We start from the raw sequence: 13,578 nt of genomic DNA, 5'->3' as shown, positions 1-13,578 counted from the left end.
CGTCCGGGGTGGACTGTACGGTCTAGGCATGGCTAACGAGAGGGACATGCAGAGCGCCCGGAAGGCCGGCGAGGTTGCCGGTTTCCAAGAGGCAGTGAGGCAGCTGAGGGCGTTCACCGGCGTGACATACGACAACGGCAGGGAGAACGTCACGCCCGACCTGGAGCTTGCCGAGCACCTGGCCTATCCCCGGTATCGGAAAGACCTCGCCATGGTCGAGCGTGAGCTCGACGCGGAATCGGATCGCATGCGGGCTGTCGTCGAACAAGGGTGGGAGCAGGCCGAAGCAGCTCGCGAGGCGCTCGAGCGGGCGATCACTGATCGTCGCGCCGCTCGGAGCGAGCGCCCCGCCATCGCGCGAGCAGCTGGTTGGATCGGAGACCAGATGCTCCCACTCAAGGCCGATGTAAAGAAACACGAGGAGTTAGCGACGCGACGTCACGACCGCCAGTGGGTCGTCGCGGACGACCACAGGCGAGTACGGACCGAACTCGCACGCGTCGACCAGTGGCTCGAGGCCACAGCAGAACAGGTCGCAGCAGCGGAGGCCGCTCGGCTACAGGACATCGAGGATGCCAAGGCGGCAGCCGCCGCCGCACGGCGAGACTCGTCACCCCGATGGTGCACAGTGTTCACCCGAGAAGACTTCATCGCCGGCGACCAGCGCCGATGGGCTCACGCTTGGACCGGACGAGAAGCCACCGCAGGAACCTCGTTTGGCGACCACTGGCGGCGCGACCAGGACGACTACAACGGGTACGGAACCTGGTCACTGAACTGGATCGAAGAGAACCACGAAACCTTCCTCGAGGCAGACGACGAAGTCGGCACGATCTGGCTCCTCGGCACCGGGCTGCGGTCGTTCAGCGACGCACAGGCGCTCTTCCGCCCCCTCGAACTCCGCCAGAACGAGCGCAACAGCATCGCGCTTGTGCTCGACACGTACGGGAACCGATTCGGCCCCGACGACTGGTGAGGGCAGGGATCGCTGCGACGGAGCCGGTGCCCCAACCCAGTCGTTGGCTCTCCTCCGTCTCATAGCCGATCGGTCGGGCCAGCAAAGCTTCTACCAGGACCGCCAGTCCGGCTGCGGGGCGAGCCGGACTGCACCGATCCTGACCCGCCTCACTGGGATGTCCAGCATTCCAGCGGCACAGTCCCGCGCCATCGAACGGATGTCTTCCCACTAGTACGACTGGGTAATGGCATCAGCCGACGGGATGTCGATTACCCAGAATCGACCCTCACGGTGCACCACGACGTTGACAAGGAGAGGCATAGCGACCATCTTCTTCGGCCTCCGCCGAAGCGAAGAGTGCAATGCTACACCTGACCGTTACGCCAATCAGTCGTCCTTCTCACCAGGCGGGAAATCGAACCGTACCCCGGTGGTTCTAGGCTCGCGCGGGCGCCGGTTCGGAGGAGTCGGTGCCGCGTCCTCGGGGATCACCGGGTAGCTTGCCTCTCGATATTCGCGATGATCGAGCCAGTCAGTGATGCTGGCAATGACAGCACTGGCTTGGTGCTCCTCGAAAGTGCGGCCGGCCTCAATGAGAACCTGTAGCAGTCCCGGCTGCCGCAGGCGAAGCGCATCACAGTGATCGCGTACGCGCACCACGAGATAACCGGCGTGAAGTAGGGCGCGAGTCTTGTGTGCATCCGAAACGTCTGCCGGCCCCCCGGGCCAGAACTCGCCGTCGTACTCCACGACGACGTGCTGAACACGGTCGTACCTACCGTGAATGTCGACCTCTACGTGGCCGTGGTGAAACGCTGGCATCGGGATCGGATAGTGCAGGCTCAGGTCGTACAGCCGACCGCGGCGTCGTAGGGTCTCGAATAATGCAACTTCAGGCTGCGTTGGCATAGGTCCCTCTCCCTCTTGTGGGCGCGACAGCGAAGGTGACGAGGATTTGCGCGGAACTAACGTGAGCCGAGTCCACCGAAGAAGCAAGTCAAGCGGACACCACGATGGGTCCGCGCCGGTCCGGCTCCTCACAGCAGAATCGATATCGCAGCCCGCTGCCGCACGGACATGGGCGGTAGTCACCTGCGGTGTAACCGGACGGTGTTGCATGAGGTACCGAATTTGGCTGCGGGACGAAGTCATGGATGATGGTTCCGGGTGTGATCGTCACTTCCATCGACGGTTCTGTTGGCACTGCCCATCCTGTTATCGAGCCTGGCTTTGCTTGCAAGTCCCGCAACTCGACGCCGACGGATCGATGATGGCGGATCAATGACGACCAGACTCGCTGCGAACCTTGCTTTCTCGGGGCGTCGAGAAAGCCGTTAGCTACTTCGCGAGCGACGTTCAATCCGGTAGCCAGGCCCGGTGATTGTAGGGCCAGGTCGATTGCCAGCCCGGCAGCGATCCCGAACTTTCCAGCGTTGAGCCCAGCTCCGATTCGCTGAAGTACGCCTCGGTCAGCCGCCTTGCGCGCCTCGTCCAGCCGGGGCTGCAGCAGAGTGCGCTCCTGATCTGACACGTACGCCGCCAGGTCACTTTGCGTCCCGTTGACCGGTGCGTTCTGATAGAGCTCGTGAAGGTCGGCACGGAACTGTCCGAACATGTCGTCGTCGTGGACTTTGGCAATCAGCGTCGGCGTCAGGCCAGAGAAGATCGGTAGATCCGATTGAAGTATAGCTTCGCTAGTGCGCGTTGCCGGTCTGACGAAATCGCGGGTACCTGTTCTGCATAGGAACAGCTCATGGTCGAACGCAGCGGTGTAAGTCGCACCGTAGGAGGCGGCGACAAGGAACTCGCGGGCGAAGTACGTCAGTCCTCGGCGTAATGACTCTGCGATACGAGTTTCCGGGTTCGGGCCGGATGCGAATATGAACATGCCGCGGACGTTGTCCTCAACGGGTATATCAGCCGGCGAGTAAGCCGCGGTGTACTGACTGGGTGCCAGAGCGGGGTTCCTGACGAGGCGATCGACGAGACGTCGAGTCGGCACTCGCTGCTCGTAGACTCGCCGGGCGGTGGGGACAGGCACGACGATACCTGCGTCGATGAGAGGACGCAGAGCCCGCAAATGAGCCATTGCCACATTCAAGAACTGCCGTGTCTCGCGCATGTGCGGTTGGTTTGCTTGCGGATCCCAGTAGCCGGGGCGCGCAGCGAGTGCGTGTTCAACCAGGTGCTGCTCAGGCGCGAACCAGTCGGCGATTGGGTCGCGGATCAGGAGCTGCTCGTTGTACAGCAGGCTTGTCAGTAGCAGATCGCCGTGGACGAGGCCGAAGTTCGCGGATGGCCAGCCACCAACATAGACAGGCTGCCGCTCTGGTGTGAGGTGCGCCGGAACGTCTCGAGAGCTCGTCAGGATCTGCGAGCCGAACTCTCGTATGGAGCGACCAGGCACTTGGCTGAAATCTTCGGCGTTCCGAAGCGCGAAGAAGTCGTCGATGATTTCTAGAGTGCTGCTCATGGGTGTCCTTCGCTCGTCCTGGTTCAACCGTATGGAAAGCGACCGACAACCTTGCTCGACTTGGCAATGTTCCGCTCGCTGACAACCCGCGAGCTTGTCAAGCGCTGCCTCACTAGCCGGTCGTTCAACGAGACGGTTCGCGCTCGATGTCCACCCCGTGGGACGTCTGACGACAGGGTGTGATTGTTCACGCTGATCGGCGCGGTTCGGACCACGCTCTGTTTCGTCACTCGTCTGCGGGTGGTGTTGCGGCTCGGAGGTAGGCGTACACGGTCTCTCGGCTGACGCCGTACTCCTTCGCCAACACGGTCTTCGGAACGCCGGCGCCGGCGCGATCGCGCAGCTCGGCGACCTGGACTGCGGTGAGGGATCGGGCGCGGCCCCGGTAGACGCCACGCTGCTTCGCCAGGGCGATGCCCTCCCGTTGCCGTTCCCGGATCAGCTGGGATGCGGCTCTTCGGTCACCACCTCGAGGTGCAGTTCGCTGACACGCCGAACACATGGATCACGGGCACGCAGGCTCAGCCCCGGATCACTGCGGAGGTCGCTAGCCGCGCGAAGTTCACGCCGAAGCGCTCCAACGTGGCGATGGTTGCCGATGCCAACCCACTTCCCAACGACACGTTCTCAGTATCGATATCGAAGATCAACGACGACGACGGCTGGTGGTTCAACGGACGGTGGACCTTCCGGAAGGACTTCGCGGGCCAGACCACCCCGATCGACGTTGCGAGCCTCCAGTTCAACATCGACAAGTGCGTCAAGCTCCAGCACGAATCGATCAGCACCTGGAACTACGACAACAAAGACACCAACCTTGGAACCCTCCGCGACGGCGGCGCAACCACGCACGCACCAGTGTGGAATATTGCTGACCGAACCAGTGGATTCGAGAACTTGGCCCACTACGGGACAGCCTCAGTCTTCCTCAACGGGCTCAGCTGCCCGCTCAACCACTACGACGGTGCTGCCGAGTTCACGTACGATGCCATCGAAGGTGGTTCCGTCGGATCCGTGTCCGCATCCTGGGGCGGCCTGTCCGTCAGCACCAGCGGTACCCAGCTAGAACTGCAGAAGTCGACGCCCCCGTTCAACTTCGTCTACTGACCGCGGAGGAGGACACCATGTCAGCGCACACCACCGCACGAGCGGCACGACCGACGGCCGCGTTCCTCATCGTCGTGGGGCTCGCGATCATCGGTCTCACCCTGCTCGCTGCAGCGACGCCGCTGCCCATCGCGGTCCTCGGACCGTTCCTGGTGTTAGCCGGCTGCATCACGCTCTGGCGTATACCCCCGCATCACTAGTAATCGCGTGGGTCCGACCAACCGGTCGGGCCCACGCTCTTACTACGACGCAGGCGCAACGGATCGGCTATCGAGACGTCACAGAAGTGGCTTGCATGCCTGCTGCTAGCAATGTCACCCGGGAGGTGCAGCGCAAGGGGGGCCCCAGTGCTCGTCCTGGTTCTCGCGTCGCGCGCTCCGAGCGCCGTCGAGCGACCTCGGCTGGAGGGGACGCGAACGCGGGATTGGACTGCCTCGAGTATCGAGGGCTATGCGATTCGGTAGGCGTAGCCATCCGATGCCATCGGACGATGCAGGCGAGTGTGGGTTGCTGCTCAGGTCCGTCCGAGATACCGCAGCCGTTCCGGCGCAGAGCCGCGGACGGTCAGGGCAACGTCAGCGGCACCCTGCTCCTGCAGGACCAGCGTGCGAAGCGAACCGTTGGGGTCGAGCGTGACATGTGCTGAGTTCTCGGACACGAGGTGTCTCCTTCGATTGGTCGGCGTGAGGAACGAGCCGGAAGAGACACGCGCTCGGTTCCGGGCCGCCGGAACAACAGTGGATGAGGCCGCGTCCCTACGCGTGTCGGCGGCCCTTGAGACGGGATCGGCAACACGCTGCGTCCACGTTCCGCTCTCTCGATCCACGCGAGCGCAGACTCACGCTCGAGAAGCGTCGAGGGTGACGGCGCAGCGACCCGTCTCGCCAGCCGATCGCCAAGCGGTCATAGCATCGCGCCATGCTGCCGTTGGACGTCGACGGAGGCGGCTGATAGCGGATCGGGGGTACGCGGCGGTGGGCCGGATATGACAAAGGGCGGGGAGCTCGCTGCTCCCCGCCCCTTCCCCGCATGCCACGTGTTCTACGGTGTAATCCCGATCCACTGGACGTCTCGTGGAGCGTCACAAAGACCGTCGGCCCAATCCACGGCGCGCAATTCGCCAGGGCCGGAAGGGTCCACTAGGTCTCCGAACCACGCTTCTCTGGCCACGGCTTCTGCACTGTTGTCGCTGAACAGCGCTCGCTGCTCAGACATGATATATCGACGTCCGAGAATGGGCCCGGTTGTGCGATCGCGGTAGAGCACAACCGCGACGTCGTCGCTTAGTGCTCGTCCTGCGACCCAGTGCATGTCTTGGTTCCAATGAGCGTCAGTTTTGAAGAGGCGGTGCAACTCTGAGACGAACGCGCTTGTGTAGGCGCGTCGAGCATCAGAGGTCGTGTATGACATGTTCACGATGGAAGCACGTTCAGTCGTCGGCGTCGAGCCCGGACTCCCCCGTCGACGGCTCGGTGACCGGCCCAAGCGGCTGGTAGCTGAGAGTCACGGAGTCCGCGGTCATGTCGGCGTTGGTGTCGGATTGCACGGCGGCGCGCTTGCCTGAGTCGCGGTCAACGGGGTTCTGAAACGCGGAGTCCACCCAGCTCGGGCAGTCGTGCGCCTTGTCTTCGTTGGTGCAGTACGCGGTAGCGACGCCCAGGGTCGTCTTGTGGAGGTCGACGCCGTAGTAGACGCCGACCTTGCGGTAGTCCATGACGACGTGGAACGGGCGACTGTCGGTGTACTTGCAGTTCTTGCCGTTCACGCACTCGAGCTTGTTGGCCCACGCATCGTACTGACGCTTCTGCCCCTTCGCGGTTCCACCGTTGGGGTTGTTCGTGGCGAACTTCAGCGAGTTGATCAGCTTGATGTTGTGCTTTGTGCGGATCTTTTTCATCCCGAAGCCCTTAGCCGTTGCCGCGTCGTAGGCACCTTCGCGGACAAACACATTGCGGCCCTTGTAGTCCTCCCACGAGTTCAAGATGGCGCTGCCGGCGGTCGCGGCGTTCGCCGACGAGACAGGCACGACGATGCCAGAAGCCACCGCGATGAGGGCGCCGGCGCTCGCCAGTAGACGAAGCTTGGGTCGGTTCTTGTTCAGCATGAGTTCTCCCAAAGACACGGAGGAAGCCCCTCTCCCCCCGGGCTGTTGCTCAGCAAGTTATCGAGGGCCTGAGTGCCTTCCTTTCTCAGCGAGTGTGGAAACTGAAGGTCTGTTCATCTATTCGGCCTGCGTCGTGATCTCGAGGCACTCGACACGCCGACCAAACACGACCGGTCGCCTGATCGTCCCCGTTCAATCGCACGATCCTGCTCACCCGTCAGCCAATCGTCTTCCCGCGCCACCCCGCGACTGACTCACTATCTCGCCGAAGCGCTCGGTACACCGTTGTCCGAGAACATCGCGGATCTGCGCGACCGTCATGTCCTGCTGCTCATACAACCGCCGCGCGGTCCGCACCTGATCGGCCGACAGCGCAGGCGGCCGACCACCGGTCCGGCCCCGAGCTCGAGCCGTCGCAAGCCCAGCATGCGTTCGCTCTCGAACGAGATCCCGCCCGAACTCAGCTAAAGCGGCGAAGACGTGGAACACCAGCCGGCCACCGGGCGAGGTCGTGTCGATCGTCTCTTGCAGCGATCGGAACCCGACCCCCCCGCTCTCCCCCCCCCCCCCAAAAAAAAGCCCGCCGCTAATCGATCGGCTACCAGGCGTCTCGGCTGCTGCTGGTCTTTCTACTCGTCCGCATGACACAAGGGCCGCAATAATCGCACCGTCTTCGGCCCTCGCGGGCAACGCCACGACTGGTAGTGAACGGCTACGTTGAGCGCATCCTCGTACGCCGCTAAGCGGACAAGCGCAGTGAGCTTGCGTGTATGCGCAGCTCCCGCTGGTGGCGGTGATAGGACACTGCGGAGTGCGCATCAACAGCATGAGTGACGACGTTGAAAATGTCAGCGTCGGTGCTGTGCTTCGAGGAACTGCTTCGCATCCAAGAGGCTGCTAAACGCTGCGAAGTACTCTCCATCCGGGCCTCTAACATCATACCGGCCGCGAACCAGCGCGACCATGCCCACCAGCTGCTGCTGGACGGTCAACCGCCACACTCCGTCACGATTCCTCCCCCACAACGCATCGGCCGCTCCAGGAGCCGGAACCGCAGGCCCACGCCCAGCCTTGTTCTGAAATCGGGCCCGCCACTCCGCGTGAGAATGATCAGCACCGATTGGGCACGAGCAGCTCAAGCCGATCGGGTACCCCGTAGCGGTGCTGCGAAAGCGTTCTACATGCGGGAAGCCCTGCTCGGCCGGTGAGTTGCGCGTCTCGGTCACTACCGAAGGACGTCGTCCAGTCCCCGCGATGATGCAAAATGCACGTCCGATCACCAGTCGATCGGAGTGTAGATGGAAGGACACGATCATCGAATACCCCTGACCGCGAGGCCACGGCCATACTCGCGGTGAAGTACGGACAACGGCCACCATCACCGCCACCGATCGCATATGGGAGCAACCGTGGCCACCTCAGCAGTGGCATGAGCCCCGCGGCCGCGTATCACGCTCACCGACGCGGCGGTGCTGCCGCTACTTCGCGCTGATCCTCGTGTACTTGCTGACCGCCCACGGCACGAACACGACGAGCATGACCGCGATGCCGACGAGGACCGTCGTCACCGGGTGCTGCGTGGTCCAGATGTCCGGCACCGGAGCCGAGCCGACGTTGCCGAAGAGCTGCCGGGCGGCCTGCACGAGCGACGACACCGGGTTCCACTCCGCGAACACCCGCAGCACCAGCGGCAGGGTGTCGCTCGGCACGAACGCGTTCGAGACGAACGTCAGCGGGAACAGGATCATGAACGACGCGTTGTTGATCACCTCGGGGGTCTTCACGCTCATGCCGAGGAGCGCCATCACCCAGCTGAACGCGTAGCTGAACAACAGCAGCAGGCCGATCCCGCCCAGGAACTCCGGCGGCGACGAGTTCACCCGCCAGCCCACGGCGAGACCGGTCAGCATCATGATGACCATCGAGATGCCGTTCAGCACGAGGTCGGAGTTCGTGCGCCCGACGAGCACCGCCGACGACGCCATCGGCAGCGTGCGGAAGCGGTCGATCAGCCCCTCCTTCAGGTCCTGCGCCATCGCCGACCCGGAGAACGTCGCACCGAAGACGACGGTCTGGGCGAAGATGCCGGCCATCAGGAACTGCGTGTAGTCCGTCCCCTCGACCGCGATCGCCCCGCCGTACACCTGGCTGAACAGCAGCACGAACATGATCGGCTGCAGCACGGCGAAGACGAGCATGTCGGGCGACCGCTTGATCTTGATGAGGTTCCGCTTGGTGACCGTCCAGCCGTCCTCGAACCAGATCGCGACGGGCGAGGTGACGACGACGGGCAGCTGCCGCCCGAGGGCCTGGGTGGTGGCGGTCATCGTGCCGGCTCCTTGTGCTCGACCGTGGCGTCGTCGTCCGCCGTCGCCGCGTGCCCGGTGAGCCGGAGGAACACATCGTCGAGCGTCGGACGGCGCATGCCCGCGTCGTGCAGCTCGATGCCCGCGTCGCCGAGGTCGGCCAGCACCCGCTGCAGCGCGCTCGGCCCCGCGTCCACGGCGACACCGAGTGTCCGACCGTCACCCGAGGCCTCGACGTCGCCGACGCCGTACCGCCGCAGCACGGTGGTCACCGCGTCGCGGTCGGCCTCGTCGACCAGGGTCACGACGACGCGGTGTCCGCCGACCTGCGCCTTCAGTTCGTCCGCCGTGCCCTCGGCGATGACCCGGCCGTCGTCGATCACGGCGATGTCGTCGGCCAGCCGGTCGGCCTCCTCGAGGTACTGGGTGGTGAGGAGGACCGTCGCGCCCTCGGCCACCAGGTCCTCGATGATGCCCCACAGCGCGAGACGACTGCGCGGGTCGAGTCCGGTGGTCGGCTCGTCGAGGAACAGCACGCGGGGGTTCATCACGAGGGCGCCCGCGAGGTCGATGCGTCGCCGCATGCCGCCGGAGAAGCCCTTCACGGGACGGTCGCCCGCCTCGGACAGGTCGAACACGTCGATGAGCTCCCGTGCGCGCTCGCGCGCCGTGCGACGACCGAGGTGGTAGAGCCGCCCGATCATCTCGAGGTTCTCGGACCCGGTCAGGTTCTCGTCGACGGCCGCGTACTGCCCCGAGACGCCGATCGACCGCCGGGTGGCCTGTGGGTCGGCGACGACGTCGATCCCGTCGATCGTCGCCGACCCCGCGTCCGGCGTGGTGAGGGTCGTGAGGACCTTGACCGTGGTGGTCTTCCCGGCGCCGTTCGGCCCGAGCAATGCCGTGACCGTGCCCTGCGGGACGGACAGGTCGAGCCCGGACAGGGCGTGGACCGGACCGGACTTCGACCGGTACGTCTTGATCAGCCCGGAGGCTTCGATGATGGCCGAATTGTCAGGACGTTGCTCTAGCGACATCTCAGAACCACCGCCTCGTGCTTGCTGCAGTTCCAACTGTTCTCCTCATACCGCGCTCCATCTTGAACAGCCCGAAACCAGGTGACGGGACCCGGGCTGGGCATCCTCCCGGACGGAAAAGCTCTCTACATGCAAGGACGCGTCATGCCGGAAGGTGTGACGGCGCTTCACACCAAGTCCAGTTCCCCCTATGCAGGGGTTCCGCGGCACCACCGGCATCCGCTACCTGGGTAGGTACTGCATCCTCATGACCTCGCGGGCGGTGGTCTAGGCGCCGAATCGGACGCTCCGTGGGGGCGTCCGATCCGGCGGGATCCCGAAGGGGTTAGGTGTTGTCCTGTTCGTCGCCGTGCTGGTTGCGGCGACGGAGGATCAGGACGGTGCCACCGAGAGCGAGCAGCAGCAGCGCCAGGCCGATGCCGGGGCCGACGAAATCGGTTCCGGTGAAGGCCAGCGAGCCGCCCGGGTTACCCGAGCTGGTGCCGCCACCGATCGGGTGCGGCCCCGGGCCCGGAGGTGTCCCAGTTCCGGGGTCCCCGGGGGTCGGGGTCGGAGTTGGGGTCGGAGTTGGGGTGGAGGTCGGACCGCCCGGGGTCGTCGGGGGAACTTCGGGCACATTCACCGTGGATGGGCCCGAGGTGACGGAACCACCTGTAGGCGTCTTCCCGGTCACTGTCGCGGTGTTCGAGAGCTCACCGCGGTCTGCGAGGTCCGCTGCCACCACCTTGTAGGTCGCAGTGCAGGTCACCGCCTCCCCGGGAGTGAGGGTTGCGGCCGTGTCGGGGCAAGTGATCTTCGAGAGATCCCCGTGACCAGTGAAGGCGCTGTCGGTGATGACCGGATCCGTGATCGTCGTGTTGCCGGTGTTCGTGACGAGGAACGAGTAGGTGACCGTCTGTCCGGCTCGAGTGACCTGCTTGGTGTCCGCCGTCTTCTTGATGGTCAGCAGCGACACCGGGTCAGTGCCGACGACGACCTCATTCGAGGGCACCTCCGGCGGGGTCACCCCGTTGGGGACCTTGCCCGTGCCGGTGGCGGTGTTCCTGATGCGTCCAGCGTCCACGTCGGCCTGCGTCACCGTGTACGTGGCGGTGCAGGTGATCTTCGCGGCGGGCTGGAGCGCCCCGGACGGGCAGTCGACCGCGGAGAGGTCCCCGGAGCCGGAGAAGTCCGTGTCGGTGACCGTCGGGTCCGTGATCGTCACGTTGCCGGTGTTGGTGACGACGAAGGAGTACGTCACGACCTGGCCGACCTTCGCGACCTCCGCGTCAGCGCTCTTCACAACCGACAGGCCCGGCGTGCGGGGGATGTCGACGGTCGTGCTCGAGCCGGGCGGCGGCGGGACGGTGCCCCCGCCCGGAGTGTTCCCTGAGGCGGTTGCAGTGTTGGTCAGGGTGCCCACGTTCACGTCGGCCTGCGTGACGGTGTACGGGGCGGTGCAGGTCACGACCTGGCCCGGGACAAGGGTCGTCGTCGGGCAGGTGATCGCGCCGAGGTCACCGGTGCCGGAGAAGTTCCCTTCGACCGGTGCGACGTTCGTGAGCGTGACGTTGCCCGTGTTCGTGACACGGAAGGAGTACGTCACGGTCTGCCCTGCCTTCGCGACCACGGTCGGGGTCGCGGTCTTGACCACAGCGATCCCGGGTGCGGCCGGCGCCGGAACGGTCACGTTCGACGGGGACGAGGTGATCGGCGTCCCACCGGTCGGGGTGCCCGATGCGGTCGCCGTGTTGTTCACTTCGCCGGCGTCGACGTCCGCCGTGGTCAACGTGTAGGTCGCCTCGCAGATCATCTGCGCGCCGACAGCGAGGGTGGTTGCGGGGCAGTCCGCGTCCGGGGCGGTCCCGGTGCCGGAGAATGCGGTCTCGTTGACCGTGACTCCGGTGAGGGGCACGTTGCCGGTGTTGGTGACCGCGAAGTGGTAGGTCACCACATCGCCGGCGCGGAGCGTGCCGGTGGCGGGGTCAGCGGACTTCACGATGGAGATACCGGGGGTCGCCGCGGTGGTCGGCGTGGACGTCCGAGAGGGCGTCGACGTCGTGTTTTGACCGTCCGGGGTGGTGCCGGTCGCGGTGGCCGTGTTGTTGACAGCACCTGCGGTGACGTCTGCAGCGGTGATCGTGTAGGTCGACGCTGCGGAACAGGTCTCAGCGGCGCCGGCGGCGAGGGTCGTCGCCGGGCAGGTGACTGCCCCGACCTTCGCGTCGTTGACGGTGACGCCGGTCAGGGGAACCTGTCCGGTGTTGGTGACGTTGAACGTGTACTGGATCGTGTCGCCAGCGTCAACGAGACCGTTGCCGTTGACATCGACCGGCGTTCCGGCTCGCTTCACGATGCCAATACCGGCGGGCGGCGCCGTCGTGGTGGAGGTGTTGTTGCCCGGGGTCGGGTCCTGCTCGTTCGGGATGACCGTCGCGGTGTTCGACACCGACGCGGTCACGCCAGCAGGGACCGTCGCAGTGATCGTGTACGTGATGGACTGCCCCGCGGGGAGACGGCCACCGATGCACTGCACCGCGTTCCCGGTGACCGTGCAAGCGTCGGAGCTCGCCGCGAGGTTGGTCAGCGGTGCCGGGACGGTGTCGTTCACGACGAAGCCGCTGGAGTTACCCGGCCCGTTGTTGGTGACCGTCAGCGTGTACGTCGCGGTTCCACCAGCAGGAACCGTCGCTGCAGGACCCGTCTTGACAACCGAGAGGTCCGTCGGGAGGCCCGGCGACGCGGCTCCGTCGTTGTTGCTGCTGGCAGGGCCGTCGCTGGTGGCGACCAACATGAACTTGGGATCGGCTGATTCGGGGTTGGTGATGCTGATTTGGACGACGTCACCCGAGTTGCGGGAGAGTCCGAGGTTACCGTTCCCGAAGGTCCATGCCGCCCCGTAGGTGCCGGCAGGTAGCGGCGACGTGAACACCGTGACGGTCCCGGTTTGGGGGTCGACGCGGGTGATCGTAGACGTTCCGGTGGTGGCGTTATCTGCGCCCCAAAAGTACCCGTCGACGAAGGCGAGATCTGGCGTATCGACCTCGCTGCTGAGGTTGAGCGTGCGGACGAGGGTGCCGGTGGTGACGTCGATGACGTTGATGGTCGAGGTGTGGTTGGCCATCTCGTAGAGGTATCCGCCTGGCCCAAACACCCCGGTGACCTGAGCCGTTCCGAACGTGTTGGATCCGACACGGGTGATTACGCCGCCGTCACCGATGCGGATCAACGATCCCGTGGGGATGTCGTCAGTTCCGGTGACGACCATGCCGTAGAGGAAGTTGTCGGCAGTGTTGTACGAGATCGCGTTGTACGTCACCGGTGCGGGCGACCCGATCGCCGAGAACGACACATCCCCTGCAGCATTCGTCGTCGCTTCGTAGAGCTGCGTCGGCACCCCTTGCGCGACGAACACCAGCGGGTCGGCGGCTGGGAACGGGTCCCCAGGTGCGGCAGCTGCCGGCGGCACGATCAGCAGTGACCCTGCTCCGACCACGGCAGCAATAGTGGCCGTCACGGCAGCACTGATCATGCGGCGCCAGGGCTGTGACGGTACGCCGTCGACTGCAGCAGAATCACGGGGACCGGTTGCGCTACGCATACCGGAGGGACGC

9 protein-coding genes and 2 pseudogenes are annotated in these 13,578 nt (G+C 65.0%); 3 read left to right on the top strand and 8 right to left on the bottom strand.

The features are described from left to right. The first annotated feature begins 28 nt into the window (after positions 1–28). Positions 29–976 (top strand): hypothetical protein, encoded by a 948-nt coding sequence (locus tag AAEP86_RS00815; RefSeq protein WP_420366965.1) that lies wholly within the window; start codon positions 29–31, stop codon positions 974–976. Between the two features lie 369 nt (positions 977–1,345). Here AAEP86_RS00815 and AAEP86_RS00810 read toward each other — a convergent pair whose 3' ends face one another. The 3 genes and pseudogenes from AAEP86_RS00810 to AAEP86_RS00800 form a co-directional block, all read right to left on the bottom strand. After that, positions 1,346–1,867, bottom strand: a complete 522-nt coding sequence (locus AAEP86_RS00810; RefSeq protein WP_420366964.1) for a hypothetical protein — start codon at positions 1,865–1,867, stop codon at positions 1,346–1,348. Between the two features lie 88 nt (positions 1,868–1,955). Then, positions 1,956–3,431: a YecA family protein gene (locus AAEP86_RS00805; RefSeq protein WP_420366963.1), complete on the bottom strand. Its 1,476-nt coding sequence runs from the start codon at positions 3,429–3,431 to the stop codon at positions 1,956–1,958. Positions 3,432–3,657: 226 nt separating this feature from the next. Beyond that, positions 3,658–3,873, bottom strand: a pseudogene (locus AAEP86_RS00800) (helix-turn-helix domain-containing protein); the annotation flags it as partial. 32 nt (positions 3,874–3,905) lie between these two features. On the opposite strand from AAEP86_RS00800, the gene AAEP86_RS00795 reads away from it, so the two are divergent. Further along, the gene (locus AAEP86_RS00795) at positions 3,906–4,538 is read left to right on the top strand and encodes a hypothetical protein (RefSeq protein ID WP_420366962.1); all 633 of its coding nucleotides are present in this window, start codon (positions 3,906–3,908) and stop codon (positions 4,536–4,538) included. Between the two features lie 17 nt (positions 4,539–4,555). Further along, on the top strand, positions 4,556–4,738 hold the full coding sequence (locus AAEP86_RS00790) for a hypothetical protein (RefSeq protein ID WP_420366961.1): 183 nt from the start codon (positions 4,556–4,558) through the stop codon (positions 4,736–4,738). A gap of 1,229 nt (positions 4,739–5,967) precedes the next feature. Here the strand turns inward: AAEP86_RS00790 and AAEP86_RS00785 are convergent. The 5 genes and pseudogenes from AAEP86_RS00785 to AAEP86_RS00765 form a co-directional block, all read right to left on the bottom strand. Next, entirely contained in the window at positions 5,968–6,642 is a 675-nt protein-coding gene (locus AAEP86_RS00785; protein ID WP_420366960.1) for a hypothetical protein, read from the bottom strand. Positions 6,643–6,859: 217 nt separating this feature from the next. Further along, positions 6,860–7,191: pseudogene (locus AAEP86_RS00780) on the bottom strand (recombinase family protein); the annotation flags it as partial. 929 nt (positions 7,192–8,120) lie between these two features. Further along, positions 8,121–8,969, bottom strand: a complete 849-nt coding sequence (locus AAEP86_RS00775; RefSeq protein WP_420366959.1) for an ABC transporter permease — start codon at positions 8,967–8,969, stop codon at positions 8,121–8,123. Continuing rightward, positions 8,966–9,985 (bottom strand): ATP-binding cassette domain-containing protein, encoded by a 1,020-nt coding sequence (locus AAEP86_RS00770; protein WP_420366958.1) that lies wholly within the window; start codon positions 9,983–9,985, stop codon positions 8,966–8,968. The genes AAEP86_RS00775 and AAEP86_RS00770 overlap by 4 nt, the downstream gene beginning before the upstream one ends. Positions 9,986–10,310: 325 nt before the next feature. After that, positions 10,311–13,460: a DUF7507 domain-containing protein gene (locus AAEP86_RS00765; RefSeq protein WP_420366957.1), complete on the bottom strand. Its 3,150-nt coding sequence runs from the start codon at positions 13,458–13,460 to the stop codon at positions 10,311–10,313. Between the last annotated feature and the right edge of the window lie 118 nt (positions 13,461–13,578).

Origin of the sequence: Curtobacterium sp. L1-20, assembly GCF_048755855.1 — a bacterium.
Classification (GTDB): Bacteria; Actinomycetota; Actinomycetes; order Actinomycetales; family Microbacteriaceae; genus Curtobacterium.
The sequence above is the reverse complement of the archived record's forward strand: the minus strand, read 5'-3'. Positions and strand labels throughout refer to the sequence as shown.

What these genes read in the sequence shown, in the direction of transcription:
- AAEP86_RS00770 (WP_420366958.1), bottom strand. Translation starts at nt 9,985, where the DNA reads ATGTCGCTAGAGCAACGTCCTGACAATTCGGCCATCATCGAAGCCTCC.
- AAEP86_RS00805 (WP_420366963.1), bottom strand. Translation starts at nt 3,431, where the DNA reads ATGAGCAGCACTCTAGAAATCATCGACGACTTCTTCGCGCTTCGGAAC.
- AAEP86_RS00785 (WP_420366960.1), bottom strand. Translation starts at nt 6,642, where the DNA reads ATGCTGAACAAGAACCGACCCAAGCTTCGTCTACTGGCGAGCGCCGGC.
- AAEP86_RS00815 (WP_420366965.1), top strand. Translation starts at nt 29, where the DNA reads ATGGCTAACGAGAGGGACATGCAGAGCGCCCGGAAGGCCGGCGAGGTT.
- AAEP86_RS00790 (WP_420366961.1), top strand. Translation starts at nt 4,556, where the DNA reads ATGTCAGCGCACACCACCGCACGAGCGGCACGACCGACGGCCGCGTTC.
- AAEP86_RS00775 (WP_420366959.1), bottom strand. Translation starts at nt 8,969, where the DNA reads ATGACCGCCACCACCCAGGCCCTCGGGCGGCAGCTGCCCGTCGTCGTC.
- AAEP86_RS00810 (WP_420366964.1), bottom strand. Translation starts at nt 1,867, where the DNA reads ATGCCAACGCAGCCTGAAGTTGCATTATTCGAGACCCTACGACGCCGC.